Genomic DNA, 13,465 nt, shown 5'->3' on the forward strand with positions numbered 1-13,465 from the left:
AGTTGCGAGACCTGGGCGCCAGCGCGGCTTTTTCTCCGCGCCGATCCTCGACACAATCGAGCCCACGTCAACCACGCTCAACGGAGCAACCGATGAAAAAAATCGTCGTGATCGGCGCGGCCGGCACACTGGGCCGGGCCGTCAGTGCGCAATTGCAGGCGCGTCATCAAGTGATCGAAGTGGGCGCGACGCGCGGGCAGTATCGCGCCGACATCACGGACCCGGCGAGCGTCGAGCGACTCTTTCGCGAGATCGGCAAGGTGGACGGCGTGGTCACCGCGACCGGCAAGGTGCACTTCGGGCCGCTGCCGGACATGAGCATCGAACAGTTCTGGGTCGGTTTGCGCGACAAGCTGATGGGTCAGATCAACGTGGTGCTAACCGCGCAGCAATACGTGAACGACGGCGGCTCGTTCACGCTGACGAGCGGCATCATCGCCGACGAGCCGATTCGCCTGGGCGCGAGCGCGACCACGGTCAACATGGCACTCGAAGGTTTCGTGCGCGGCGCGGCGATCGAATTGCCGCGCGGCATCCGTATCAACGTGGTGAGCCCGACCGTGCTGACCGAAGCCATGGACGCTTATGCGCCCTACTTCCGCGGCTTCGAGCCGGTGACGGCGCAACGCGCGGCGCTCGCCTACGTGCGCAGCGTGGAAGGCGCGCAGACGGGGCGGGTGTATCGCGTGGGGTATTGAATGTCGAGGGAATCACGCGATGCGGTCTGGCCGCATCGCGTCCCCCTCTCGCTGTCTCGCCGCTCTGCGGCGGCTGCACTGCTCTGCCGACGGCCCTCGATAAACCCGTTGCGTGGCGTGGCCTGGCGACCCGCCTGCCAGACCCTCAGTGAATCTCCGGCTCGCCCGGCTTGTCCGCCTGCGGCGCGGCATGCGCACCGCCGCGTTGCAGGAAGTCGAAGTCGCAGCCCTGATTCGCCTGCATCACATGCACCTGGTACATCGCGCCATAGCCGCGCGTGAAACGCGGCGCGGGCCTCACCCACGCGGCCTGGCGGCGCGCCAGTTCTTCGTCCGGCACCAGCAGGTTAAGCCTGCGCCGCGGTACGTCCAACTCGATCGAGTCGCCGCTTTGCACCAGCGCAAACGGGCCGCCCACGAACGACTCCGGCGCGACGTGCAACACGCACGCGCCGTAACTCGTGCCGCTCATCCGCGCATCCGAGATACGCACCATATCGCGCACGCCCTTTTGCAGCAGCTTGCGCGGGATCGGTAGCTGTCCCCACTCGGGCATGCCCGGCGCGCCCACCGGCCCCGCATGCTGAAGCACGATCACACAGGTCTCGTCGATGTCGAGCGCTTCGTCGTCGATGCGCGCGGCCAGGTCGTTATAGTCCTGGAACACCACCGCGCGGCCGGTATGCACGAGCAGATGCGGCTCGGCCGCGCCGGGTTTGATCACCGCGCCGTCGGGCGCGATATTGCCCCGCAGCACCGCAAGTCCGCTGTCAGGCAGGAGCGGCTTGTCGCGGCGGCGAATCACTTCGTCGTTGAAAATTCGCGCGCCTTCGAGGTTCTCCCCGAGCGTGCGGCCGTTCACGGTCCTCTGCGAACCGTCGATCAGCTCGCCCAACTCCGCAAGCAACGCCCGCAAGCCGCCTGCATAGAAAAAGTCCTCCATCAGATATGCGCCGGTCGGCCGGATGTTGGCCAATACCGGCGTCCGCCGTGAGATATCGTCGTAGCGCTCGAGCGTCAGCGCGATGCCCGCGCGGCGCGCGAGGGCAATCATGTGGACGATCGCATTGGTCGAACCGGACAGCGCGAGGCAGGTCGTCACGGCGTTATCGACCGAGCCGGCGGTGATGAGCTCGGAAGGCTGGAGATCCTCCCAGACCATGTCGACGATGCGCATGCCGGTCTGCACCGCCATCTGCGCATGGCGCGAATCCGCCGCGGGAATCGACGCAAAGCCGGGCAGCGTGAAGCCGAGCGCCTCGGCCGCGCTCGTCATCGTCGAGGCGGTGCCCATCGTCATGCAATGCCCCGGCGAGCGCGCAATGCCGCCTTCGATGCCCTGCCAGTCGTCCTGCGTGATCGTCCCGGCGCGCAGTTCGGCCCAGTACTTCCAGACGTCCGAGCCGGAGCCGAGCGTCACGCCATGCCAGTTGCCGCGCAACATCGGGCCGGCGGGCAGGAAGATCGCGGGCAGGTCCATCGAGATCGCGCCCATCAGCAAAGCGGGCGTGGTCTTGTCGCAGCCGCCCATCAGGACGACGCCGTCGGCGGGATAGGAGCGCAGGGTCTCCTCGGCTTCCATCGCGAGGAAGTTGCGGTAGAGCATCGTGGTGGGCTTCTGGAACGGCTCGGACAGCGTCTGTACCGGCAGCTCAATGGGAAAGCCTCCGGCCTGCCAGATGCCGCGCTTCACTTCCTCGACGCGCTGCTTGAAATGCGTGTGGCACGCGTTGATCTCGCTCCACGTGTTGAGAATCGCGATGACCGGTTTGCCCGCGTATTCCTCCCGGTTGTAGCCCATCTGCGCGGTGCGCGAGCGATGGCCGAACGAACGCATATCGTTCGCGCCGTACCAGCGGTGGCTGCGCAGCTCCTCGGCGGTCTTTCTCTTCGTCAACGTCGGCTCCACGAATAGCGTCGGGAGTGCTTCAGCGCTTCTGCTCCTTCACGCGCGACACGATCTGCGTCGGGCTGACGAATTGCAGCGCTATCAGCACCCAGATCAGCGTGATCGCCATGTAGATCATCGCCATCGCATCGATCGATTGCGGAGCGCGCACGCCGGTTGAAAATACAGCGTAGTACAACGCGACCACCAGCGTTTGCGTAGCGGGCCCCGCGGTGAAGAAAGTCAGCTCGAACATGCCGATGGTGCGCACCAGCACCAGCAGCCCCGCCGCGAGCATGCCGGGCACCAGCAGCGGCAGCAGCACATAGCGGAAATAACGGAGCGTGTTGGCGCCGAAAATGCGCGCCGCCGCTTCGAGATTCGGGTCGATCTGCTCGATGAACGGCGTCATCACCAGAATCACGAACGGCAGCGCCGGCACCAGGTTCGCTAGGATCACGCCGCTCAGCGTGCCCGCGAGACCGATCTTGTACATCACGGTGGCCATCGGAATGCCGTAGGTGACGGGCGGCACCATCAACGGCAGCAGGAAGATCAGCATCACGAGGCGCTTGCCGCGAAACTGCACGCGGGCGAGCGCGTATGCCGCCGGCACGCCGAGCAGCACCGACAGCAGCACGACCGCGCCGACCACCTCGACGGTCACCCACAGCACGCTCGCGAGCTGGAAATCGCTCCACGCCTGCGCATACCAGTGCAGCGTGAAGCCTGGCGGCAACAGAGTGCCGAACCAGCGCGTCGCCACGGAATTGACCGCGACGGTCGCAATCAGCAGCACCACGTTGAGCAGGAAGAACACCATCACGGCCCACACCAGCACGCGCCACACGCGGCCAGGCACGCCGGCGCGCTGCGTCGCGCGCTTGACGGGCTCGCGCGCGCCGTCGCCGTGGCCCTTCGAAGCGGACCCGGACCACGCGGGCTGCGCCGTACGACGTTCGCTCGTCATCAGCCTTTGCCTCCGGTTGCCGGTCCGCTGTAGAAGAAGCGGCGCGCGCCGAGCAGCGCGGCGACCACCAGCAATTGCACGAAGCCCATCACCATCGCGATCGCGGAGGCGAGCGAATAGTCGTAGCTTTCGAACGCGGCTTCGGCGGCGGCGATCGACATCACGCGCGTCGGACCCGCGGGCGCGCCGAGCAGCACCGCCGATGGAAACACCGAGAACGCCTGCACGAACGACAGACACGCCGCCATCGTCAGCCCCGGCATCAGCAGCGGCAGATAGATGCGGCGAAACTGCTGCCACGGACTCGCGCCGAGCGTCGCCGCCGCACTCGCGAGCGTCGGGTCGATACCGGTCACGTACGACAGCGTCAGCAGAAACGCGAACGGAAAACCCGACACGATCAGCGAGATCAGCACGCCCCAGAAGTTGTGCGTGAGCCGCACTTCGCGCGTGTACAGATGCAGGCCTTGCAACGCTTGCGGAAACCAGCCGTTGGGGCCGAAGTAGGTCAGCATGCCGTCGGCGATCAGCACGGTGCCGAGCGTGACGGGAATCACCAGCAGCGTCGTGACGATCTTCTGATAGCGCGAGTAGCGGCGCAACGCGAACGCCACCGGCACCGACACCCCGACGTTGATCAGCGTCGCGGGCACCGCGAGCTTGAGGGTGACGAGGATCGTCGGCCACATCGACGTGTCGGTGAAGAACGTCAGATAGTTGGCCCATAAGCCGCCGCCGTTCATCGGCCGGAACGACAGTACGAGGCCGTACGCGAACGGATAGATGAACATCGCGACGATGAACAGCAACGCAGGCGTGACGAGCCATGCCTTGGCGTCGCGCGCCGCGAGCGGTGGCGAAGCAGCTGGAGAAGCGGGTTGAGAAGCGTTTGGCGACAACGTAGGCGTATTCATACAGCCTCGGCGTCGTAGACCAGCACGCGCGACGGCGCCACGCGCAAGGTGATGCGCTCGCCCGCCACGAATTCGCCGACGATGCGCGCCCACACGTCGCCGAACGCGGTCTTCACACGCAGCAACGAATCGCGGCCGCCGTATTCGACCGCGTCGACCAGCGCGTCGAACGCGTTGTCCGCGCCGGGCGCGGCGCGCTCCATATCCTCGGGACGCAGTGCGACGCTCACGCGTTTGCTGTCGAAGCCCGCCATCGGCGTGCCGATCAGACGCACGCCGTTCACGCTCACCGCGACGCCTTCGCCCTGCGTGCCTTCGAGCGTGAATTCGGCCACGTTCCGATAACCCATGAAACGCGCGACATGCAGATTGTGCGGCCGCGTGTAGACCTCTTTCGGCGTGGCGACCTGCTGCACCACGCCTTCTTTCATCACGACGATGCGGTCCGCCATCGACAGCGCTTCGTCCTGGTCGTGCGTCACGTAGAGCGTCGCGCGGTCGAGCTGGCTATGGATACGGCGAATTTCAGCGCGCATTTCGATGCGCAGTTTGGTGTCGAGATTCGACAGCGGTTCGTCCATCAGGATCAGCGGCGGCTCGATCACGATCGCGCGCGCAATCGCCACGCGCTGTTGCTGGCCGCCGGACAATTGGCCGGGCAACTTGTGCTCATGACCGACCAGTTGCACGAGCTGCAGCGCCTCGCGCACGCGGCGCGTCGTTTCGCTTCTGCCGACGCCGCGCATCTTCAGACCGAAACCGACGTTGTCGAGCACGCTCATATGCGGAAACAGTGCGTAGTTCTGAAACACCATGCCGAAGCCGCGCTTTTCCGGCGGCAACACGTCGATGCGTTTGTCGTCGAGCCAGATGCCACCGCCCGTCAACGGCTGCAAGCCGGCAATGCAATTGAGCGCCGTCGATTTACCGCAGCCGGATGGCCCGAGCAACGCGATGAATTCGCCACGCTGGATCGTCAGGTCGAGTTCCTGCAGCGCCGCGATCGCGTGGCCTTGCGCATTCGTGAAACTGCGGCTCACCGAGTCGAGCCGCAACTGCTCAAAGTGATGCTTCATGGAGGGTTCCTGGTACGCGCGACATGTCGACGAATGCTCCTCTCGACATGTCACGCGCGAATCGCGACGGCATGCATGGCTGGATGCGCGGACTACTTGGTCTTCTGTGCGCCGACCTCGGCATCCCACTTCTTGAAGGCCGCGACCATCGCGGACGCATTCAACGGCAACGCATGCGGACGGTCAGCCAGCAGCTTCGCGTATTCCGGGCGGCCGTACTTCTTCAGCACCTCCTGGCTGTGCGCGGGCGCCTGTTCGACGCTCACACCCTTGATCGCCGGGCCGGGATAGAAATAGCCGTCGTCATAAGTCATGGCCTGCTGCGCCGGTTCGAGCATGAAGTTCATCATCTTGTAGATGACGTCGAGCTTTTCCTTCGGCACGCCCTTCGGAATCACCATGTAGTGTGCGTCGTTCACCCATGTCATGTTGTCGAACGCCTGCACGCGGAATTCAGCCGGCACGATGCCGAGTGCACGTGGGTTGATGTCCCAGCCCGTCACCGTGACGGTCATGTCGCGCGTGCCCTCGCCTAGCTCCTTCATCACCGCCGAGGTGCCGCCAGGATAGTAAGGAATGCACTCGTTCAATTGCTTCAGAAAGGCCCACGTCTTGTCCCAGCCGTGAATCGGGTCCTGCGGATCCTTGTCGCCGAGCACGTAGGGCAAGCCCATCAGGAACGTACGGCCCGGACCCGAGTTGGCCGGCCGTGCATAGATCAGCTTGTCCGGATGCGCCTTGCACCATTGCAGAAGCTGCTCGGGCGTCTTCGGCGGATCGCTCACTTTGGCGGGGTTGTATTCGAGCAGCGGACCGGCCGGCATATACGCGACCGTGAGGCCATAGCCCTGCGCGAGGTCCTGCATCTTGCGCGGGCCCGGCGCGTATTTGTCGAGCACGCCGGGAAACTGCGCCGCGTTGTCGGGCAGCAGCTTGATCCACAGATTCTGTTCGATGCCGGCCGCGAGCGCGTCGGTGCCGGTCAGCACGAGATCGATGTCGGAGCGGCCCGCGCCCTGCATCGCCTTGATCTTGCCGGGCAATTGCGGAGCGGGTGCGTTGGTGAACGTGAGATTGGCGACGAGGTTCGGATACTTCGCCTTGAAGGCCTCGAAGCCCTTTTGCGTGAGTTGGAGATCGCCGGCCACGTCGACGATATTGATCGTAACCGGATCGGCCGCGTGCGCGGCGGATGCGAATGCGAATGCGGCGCTCGCCGCGAGACATACGGACACCAGCTTGAGCGACAACCTGTGCGAAACAGTCATTGCGTCTCCTCGCTTCTTGGTATGGAAGTCCGCCCGTCAGGTGCGCTGCGGGCGGTGTTTCTCTCTACCAACGCAACATAGCGAAGCGGAACAGCCGATGTCAAGCAAATACTCGCGAGGGCGAGCGGCGTGTGAAAACCGCCGTTTTTGCGGGGAATCCTTATCGATCAAAGCGGAGCGCGCCGCATCCAAGGGCAAACCCGCAGCCGGTCAGGAGATCGCACGCTTCGTTGTCAAGCAACAGGAGAATGCGTGGCGCGCTCACCTGCGCCCACACGCATCTGCTCACGCCGATTCGCTCAGCCCCCTTGCACGCCCTGGGTATTCACGTAGAGCGAATACAGACCGTGGCTCGCGGCCATGAACAGCCGGTTGCGATGACGCCCGCCGAAGCACACGTTCGCGCAACGCTCCGGCAAGGCAATGTGGCCAAGCGGCTCGCCTTGCGCGGTGAAGACACGCACGCCGTCGAGTTCGTCGGTGCCCATGCCCCAGCCGCACCACAGATTGCCGTGGACGTCGACACGAAAGCCGTCCGGCGTGCCTCGACCCGCGTCGATCAGCACGCGGTTGTTCGACAGTGCAGCGCCGTCGCTGCCGACATCGAACGCGCGAATCTTGCGCGGTTCGCCCCGCGATTCGACGATGTACAGCACCGACTCGTCCGGCGAGAACGCGAGGCCGTTGGGGCCGAGCACGTCGTCGGCGACCATCCACACCTCGCCGGACTTGCCGTCGACGCGGTACACGCACGCCGGCAGTTCCGACGCCTGGCGCTCGCCTTCGTAGAAGCCGTCGATGCCGAAGGTCGGATCGCTGAACCAGATCGAGCCGTCCGACTTCACGATCACGTCGTTCGGCGAATTGAAACGCTTGCCTTGATAACGGTCGGCGAGCACGGTGACCGAGCCGTCGTATTCGGTGCGCGTCACGCGGCGCGTGAGGTGCTCGCAACTGACGAGGCGTCCCTGGCGATCGCGCGTGTGGCCGTTCGCATTGTTCGACGACTGCCGGAACGTGCTGACGGTGCCGCTCGGTTCGTCCCAGCGCAGGATGCGGTCGTTGGGTATGTCGCTCCACAACAGATAGCGGCCATCGCCGAACCAGACCGGGCCTTCCGACCAGCGCGCGCCTTGGTACAGACACTCGACGGAAGCGGAGGCAAGAATCAGCGGCTTGAAGCGCGGATCGAATATGCGGATAGAAGGATCGGGATAGCGTCGGCTGTTGTCGGTCATGCTGGTGATTGGGGTTCGGAGATGGATGAATGGGTTTGCACAAACCCGCGCTCCAGCGCAAGCAGTGCTCGCGCGGCAGGGTCGATCTTCGCATGATGTTCGCGCGGCGTCGAACTGAGCAGTGGAGCATCGGGCCCATGTCGGCGATTTGCGCGAACGTGACGGCATCGTGCAGCACGCGGGTCAGCGAGGTTGCGTCGCGCAGGGTTTCGAGCGGCAGGAACGCGTCGTACAGCCGATGCGCGGTTTCGTGAGCACCGCTGCGGACCGCTTGCAGCAAGGCCATGACCATGCGCGGCGCGATGCGTCCCGAGCCCGTAGTCCATGCCACGAGGCCGAATTCGCGCAAATGCACGAGCGCCGGCCGCTCGGCCATGCCCGACACGATCTTCGCCATGACCGGGGCGGCGAAGTCGCCGTCATGGAGTGGGGATTCGTTTATGACGCCGCCAGCCTGGCGAGCGCAATGGGCGCGCTCACGGTAGCATTCGCTTCGCCATGTTGTTAAACAACCGGGGCCGACGCCGCTTGAGCGAGCTTGCTGGCCATTCTCGAGATGACTGCGAACTGTCACTTTTATATGACAATGGAGCCTGATGCATCGATGCGTCACCCTTGCCAGATAGTGAGCATCCGCGCGTCATCGTGGACGAATGCGCGGTTGGTTCCGGCAATGAGCGCCTCGTGCCTGATGAAAATCAGAAGGTAATAACATTTCCAATGAAAGGCATTCAAAATGCCGGCGACGAGAGAATTACTATTTTAAGAGCCTGCAACTCATAATCGGGCTAAACAGACTTAGATGACAATTCGCTCGTTTTCTTCGCAGAGAGCGGCCCGTCCTGCTGTTCGACCGCGTTCGGCGCTGCGCAAGTTTTTTTAGTGTTAGATTGTGACGATTAATACAGCCGGACGGATTACAGTTCCGCGACGAACCGCAACAGGATGTTTGCGAGCCTGAGAGAGTTAAAAAAATTGTCGCTACATTTTATCGAGCAGATGGCACCGCTACTGGACGCCGCCGACGAAGCGGAATGGTTCGGTGCGATTGCGGGCCTTGCCGAGACATGGGGCTTCGACAAAATTTTGATCGCCATGCTGCCGCGCCCCACCATGCGACTGGAAGATGCCTACATACGCAGCACCTACGCGCCGGCATGGCGACAGACGTATGACAAGGAGGGGTTGGTTCACATCGACCCGACCGTCGAACATTGCATGGCGCGCGCGGCACCGCTGATCTGGTCGCCGGCAATCTTCTCGACGGCGGCACAGCAAGCCATGTACGAGGAAGCGCGCTCATACGGGCTGCGCGCCGGTGTGACGGTACCGATTCACGGACCGAACCAGGAAGCCGGCATGATGTGCTTCGTCAACGACAGCAGTTCGATCGACGATTTCCAGCGCCATGTCAACGCGGCGCTACCGAATCTGGTGTTATTGCGCGACCTGGTTATCGATACCAGCCAGCGTCATCTGGATACGCACGCTCAGACCGTATTGCCCAAGCTCACGCCGCGCGAACGCGAGTGCCTGAAATGGACCGCACGCGGCAAATCCACTTGGGAAATCTCCCATATCCTGAACTGTTCGGAAGCCGTGGTGAACTTCCACATGAAAAACATCAGGACGAAATTCGGCGTGAATTCGCGGCGCGCGGCAGCCGTGATCGCGGCGCAACTCGGGCTTATTGACCCGGGTTGAGCAACGCGGCGGCGTCGCGGCTATACAGCACCCGCTCAGCACGGCCCAGATCCGCATCGGAAACGGTTTTCGTGAAGTACAAGCCCAGCAGGATCGACACCGGCGCGGGGATTTCAGCACCGGATTCGAACCGGCTGCCGCGCGACTGAGTGACGCCGAACCGTGCCCAGAAGCGGCGCTGGCTTTCTTTTTTCTTCTTGCGGTACGCAATGATCAGCACACGATCCACCGCCGTGGAGACCTCCGCCGGGCGCGTTTGGAGGCCAGTCTGCGGTTGCCAGTGATTTTCGAGAAGTTCCATTTTCGTGCCTTGTCGGTTGGGTGCGGATACGTGTCTCGAATTCTGCGTTACCCGATAAGCATGCACACCTATCCAGGTAGGTAGGTGGCAGAACGATTCAATATGCATGAGTTTTCCTGGTATTGGTTTCTCAACTCGTTCAGGAGAACGGCATGCAAACAGCGATCCGGATTGGAATGCGGCAGGATTTCGACAACTCGGACATCAACGAGATGTACCGCCTGCGGGCACGGGTGTTTCACGGGCGGCTCGGCTGGGATGTCCCGACCATAGCGGGCATGGAGATCGACGGCTACGACGCCCTCGGGCCGTATTACATGCTGATCCAGAGTGAAGACCGGAAGTTGCGCGGCTGTTGGCGCATGATGCCGACCGAAGGTCCCCATATGCTGAAAGACACTTTCCCTCAGCTACTGCATGGCGAGCAGGCGCCGGTCGGGCGGCATATCTGGGAGTTGAGCCGGTTTGCGATCGAAACTGGTGGCGAAGAGCAGTCGTTCGGCTTCACGGACATGACGATCCAGGCGATTCAGGAAGTCATGAAATTCGCGCAGCGAATGGGCATTACGCAGTACGTCACCGTGACCACCACGCCGATCGAGCGGCTCCTGCGCCGGACCGGCATCGACATCAGCCGGCTCGGCGCGCCAGTGCAGATCGGCGTGGAGCGGGCGGTGGCGCTGAACGTCGCCGTGAGTCCGAAGACCCTCACGGCCCTGTTCGGGCCGATTGCGGTTGCGGCTTAGTCCGGCGGCACGCTCGCGCCTCGCGTCGGTTCACGGAAACTCGTCCGGCTGATTGCGGGCCATGCGATTGGCCAGGACGAACGCTTTCGCGCGGCTGTGTGGTGTCGGGTCGGTACGCGGAACTCAGGAGCCGAACATCCGGTCGAGCGCATTCTCGAGATGCGCGCGCATCGCCGCGCCGGCAGCCGGCGCGTCCTTGCGGCGAATCGCATCGAGCACCGCCATGTGTTCGGCCTGGACGAGCCGCTGACGCTCCACCGTCTTGACGAGCGAAAGGTTGCGCGACAGGTTCATGCTGAAGAGAATCTGCTCCTCGATGAACGACATGACCGTGATGAAAAACGGGTTCTTCGACGCGCGCGCCACGGCCAGATGGAACAGGAAGTCGTCCTGCGCGCCGATCCCGCGGCTTTCGATGATGCGCTCCAGTTCGTCCCAGGCGTGCTGAATCGCGGCGATGTCGTCTGCATCGGCTTTGAGCGCCGCATACGCGGCCGCGCCAGCCTCGGTCACGATGCGAAATTCGTAGCATCGGCGAATATCGGACAGCGTTTCGAGCGGCGCGAAACGGCGCACGTCCGGATCGGGCCGCCGCGCGACCGTCGTGCCCGAACCATGCCGCGTCATGATGATGCCGTCCGCCCGCAGGCGCGCCAGTGCTTCGCGCACGGTCGGCCGCGAGGTCGCAAACCGTTCGGCCAGTGCGTGCTCGGTTGGCAAGCGCTCACCTTCCTTGTATTCGCCTTCAAGAATGCGATTGAGGATATCGCCGTAAATCTTGTCGGGCAGGCCTGTGGTTTTGCGCTCGTTCATCCGCGGGCTGAAACAGCTTGTCTGAGTATCACTTAATTGTAAGGCCAACTTTGGCCGTCTTTTATGGAAATATGCGTCCTGAATCGAGTCGCGGAGTCGCCTGGACTCGCGCTATCAAGGTTGACGACAAGCACACCGGACCCATGAATTTGACAAGAGTTTGATTTACATCCTGGTGAGTGCATCTTTTTCGGCCATCATCTAAGCTTCGTTGGTATAAAAGATCAAGGAGCCGGGCCGTGAAAATGGCTACGGCATACGGATTTTTCAGCGCGGAGTCGCCATGTACACACGCATCCTTGTAGCGGTCGACGGCAGCAACACTTCCCGCCGTGCATTCGAGGCAGCCCTCGCGCTCGCCAAATCCAACGGCGCTGTTCTGCGGCCTTTCTACGTTGTCGAAAACACGCCCATGTACTTCGAAGCGCCCGGTTACGACCCGTCGATCCTGCGCAACCGTCTGATCGAAGAAGGCAGGGAGTTGCGCGCGGAATTCGCGCAGACGATGGCCGAGCAAGGCGTCAAGGGCGACCCCGCCGTCAGCGAGGCATCGTCGCTCGGCGACGTGTCGGACATCGTGCTGAAGGCCGCCGCCGAATTCGACGCCGACCTCCTCGTCATGGGCACACATGGCCGGCGTGGTTTTCAACGGCTGATTCTCGGCAGCGTCGCCGAACGCTGCGTGCGCCAGGCGACCATCCCCGTGTTGCTGATTCCGTCCGCCGCGGGCCAGGACAAGGAACCCACCGCCCAGTAACGGCGCATCATGCGATCGCCGTTTGCCGTGTGAAAACGGCGTCGCGCAATGCCGGCTCATTCATGAAGCCCGCACAGATACAAGCGCTCAAGAAAACATCGCAGTCCACCCACCCGACCACCTATCCAGCGCCACGACGCTCAAAATGCCTAACCGACCGAAGGCGTCACTTTGCCGCCAAAGCGGGTATAGGGTGGATGGGACAATCGCCGCTACTCCGATAATCGCCTGCAGAACATGCTCACTCCTTCCGCTGTAACGCACTCCACCGGTATCGACGGTCCCTCCGCCAGTTCGTCGCCCGCGCCCAACGGCCGCCGCGCGGCACCGGTGCGGGCGACCGCGCGCACCGCCGCCCGCTGTTCGAGTTGCTCGATGCGGCAACTCTGCATGCCTCAAGGCCTGTCGGCCGAGGAGCTCGCGAAACTTGAGACGCTGATCTGCTCCGCGCGCTCGGTGCAGCGCGGCGAAGCGCTCTATCGTAGCGGCGATCGTTTCGACAGCGTCTACGCCGTGCGTTCCGGTTCGATGAAAACCGTGATGGCGCACCGCGACGGCCGCGAGCAGGTCACCGGGCTGCGCCTCGCCGGCGAGGCGCTCGGGCTCGACGGCATCAGCGAAGACCTCCACGCGTGCAGCGCCGTGGCGCTCGAGGACAGCACCGTCTGCATCGTCCCCTACAGCGCGCTCAAACGCCTGTGCCGCGAAATCAGTTCGATGCAGGAGCGCATGCACAAGCTGCTGGGCGCGCAAATCGTCCGCGAAGCCACGCAGATGATGATGCTCGGTTCACTGTCCGCGGACGAACGGGTCGCCGCTTTCCTGTTGGACGTGTCGGAGCGCAATGCGCAGCGCGGTTATTCGTCGGCGGAATTCAACCTGCGCATGACGCGCGACGACATGGGCAGCTACCTCGGTATGACGCTCGAAACCGTGAGCCGCACCTTGTCAAGATTTCAAAAGCGCGGCCTCATCGACACGCAAGGCAAGCACATCCGCATCGTCGATCTGGCCGGACTGCGAGAGGTCTGAGCCCTTCACCGGGGGCCAGCCGGCGCCCCGCCCACCTTCATTTGGCGCGATTTCGCCTTG

General features: G+C 63.4%; 13 protein-coding genes and 1 pseudogene. 5 read left to right on the forward strand and 9 right to left on the reverse strand.

Annotated elements, in window-relative coordinates; translation table 11 throughout:
- The first annotated feature begins 92 nt into the window (after positions 1 to 92).
- Positions 93 to 698, forward strand: a complete 606-nt coding sequence (locus HV770_RS21615; protein ID WP_175162819.1) for a short chain dehydrogenase — start codon at positions 93 to 95, stop codon at positions 696 to 698.
- A 145-nt stretch (positions 699 to 843) separates the two neighbouring features.
- Here the strand turns inward: HV770_RS21615 and araD are convergent, their stop codons facing one another.
- From araD to HV770_RS38805, 7 genes and pseudogenes are all read right to left on the reverse strand, one after another.
- The gene (araD, locus tag HV770_RS21620) at positions 844 to 2,595 is read right to left on the reverse strand and encodes an L-arabinonate dehydratase (protein WP_175162820.1); all 1,752 of its coding nucleotides are present in this window, start codon (positions 2,593 to 2,595) and stop codon (positions 844 to 846) included.
- Between the two features lie 31 nt (positions 2,596 to 2,626).
- The gene (locus tag HV770_RS21625) at positions 2,627 to 3,556 is read right to left on the reverse strand and encodes an ABC transporter permease (protein WP_175162822.1); all 930 of its coding nucleotides are present in this window, start codon (positions 3,554 to 3,556) and stop codon (positions 2,627 to 2,629) included.
- Positions 3,556 to 4,470, reverse strand: coding sequence for an ABC transporter permease (locus tag HV770_RS21630; RefSeq protein WP_175162824.1), 915 nt, complete (start codon positions 4,468 to 4,470; stop codon positions 3,556 to 3,558). The genes HV770_RS21625 and HV770_RS21630 overlap by 1 nt, the downstream gene beginning before the upstream one ends.
- Positions 4,467 to 5,546, reverse strand: coding sequence for an ABC transporter ATP-binding protein (locus HV770_RS21635; protein WP_175162826.1), 1,080 nt, complete (start codon positions 5,544 to 5,546; stop codon positions 4,467 to 4,469). The genes HV770_RS21630 and HV770_RS21635 overlap by 4 nt, the downstream gene beginning before the upstream one ends.
- Positions 5,547 to 5,638: 92 nt before the next feature.
- The gene (locus HV770_RS21640; RefSeq protein ID WP_175162828.1) at positions 5,639 to 6,814 is read right to left on the reverse strand and encodes an extracellular solute-binding protein; all 1,176 of its coding nucleotides are present in this window, start codon (positions 6,812 to 6,814) and stop codon (positions 5,639 to 5,641) included.
- Between the two features lie 299 nt (positions 6,815 to 7,113).
- Entirely contained in the window at positions 7,114 to 8,052 is a 939-nt protein-coding gene (locus HV770_RS21645; RefSeq protein WP_175162830.1) for an SMP-30/gluconolactonase/LRE family protein, read from the reverse strand.
- A pseudogene (locus HV770_RS38805) lies at positions 8,049 to 8,446 on the reverse strand (dihydrodipicolinate synthase family protein); the annotation flags it as partial. The pseudogene HV770_RS38805 and the gene HV770_RS21645, both read right to left, overlap by 4 nt.
- A 605-nt stretch (positions 8,447 to 9,051) precedes the next feature.
- Between HV770_RS38805 and HV770_RS21655 the strand changes: the two are divergent.
- Complete coding sequence (locus HV770_RS21655) at positions 9,052 to 9,756, forward strand: helix-turn-helix transcriptional regulator (RefSeq protein WP_175163041.1); 705 nt, start codon at positions 9,052 to 9,054, stop codon at positions 9,754 to 9,756.
- Here HV770_RS21655 and HV770_RS21660 read toward each other — a convergent pair.
- The gene (locus tag HV770_RS21660) at positions 9,740 to 10,057 is read right to left on the reverse strand and encodes a helix-turn-helix domain-containing protein (protein WP_121323564.1); all 318 of its coding nucleotides are present in this window, start codon (positions 10,055 to 10,057) and stop codon (positions 9,740 to 9,742) included. The genes HV770_RS21655 and HV770_RS21660 overlap by 17 nt on opposite strands.
- A 152-nt stretch (positions 10,058 to 10,209) precedes the next feature.
- Between HV770_RS21660 and HV770_RS21665 the strand changes: the two genes are divergently transcribed.
- Positions 10,210 to 10,803 (forward strand): acyl-homoserine-lactone synthase, encoded by a 594-nt coding sequence (locus HV770_RS21665; RefSeq protein ID WP_175162834.1) that lies wholly within the window; start codon positions 10,210 to 10,212, stop codon positions 10,801 to 10,803.
- A gap of 123 nt (positions 10,804 to 10,926) precedes the next feature.
- On the opposite strand, the gene HV770_RS21670 is transcribed toward HV770_RS21665, so the two are convergent.
- Entirely contained in the window at positions 10,927 to 11,616 is a 690-nt protein-coding gene (locus tag HV770_RS21670) for a FadR/GntR family transcriptional regulator (RefSeq protein WP_175162836.1), read from the reverse strand.
- A 283-nt stretch (positions 11,617 to 11,899) separates the two neighbouring features.
- On the opposite strand from HV770_RS21670, the gene HV770_RS21675 reads away from it, so the two are divergent.
- Complete coding sequence (locus HV770_RS21675) at positions 11,900 to 12,373, forward strand: universal stress protein (RefSeq protein WP_175162838.1); 474 nt, start codon at positions 11,900 to 11,902, stop codon at positions 12,371 to 12,373.
- Positions 12,374 to 12,610: 237 nt separating this feature from the next.
- Positions 12,611 to 13,405: a fumarate/nitrate reduction transcriptional regulator Fnr gene (fnr, locus tag HV770_RS21680; protein WP_175162840.1), complete on the forward strand. Its 795-nt coding sequence runs from the start codon at positions 12,611 to 12,613 to the stop codon at positions 13,403 to 13,405.
- Positions 13,406 to 13,465 lie beyond the last annotated feature (60 nt).

This window comes from Paraburkholderia fynbosensis (assembly GCF_902859935.1).
Classification (GTDB): Bacteria; Pseudomonadota; Gammaproteobacteria; order Burkholderiales; family Burkholderiaceae; genus Paraburkholderia; species Paraburkholderia fynbosensis.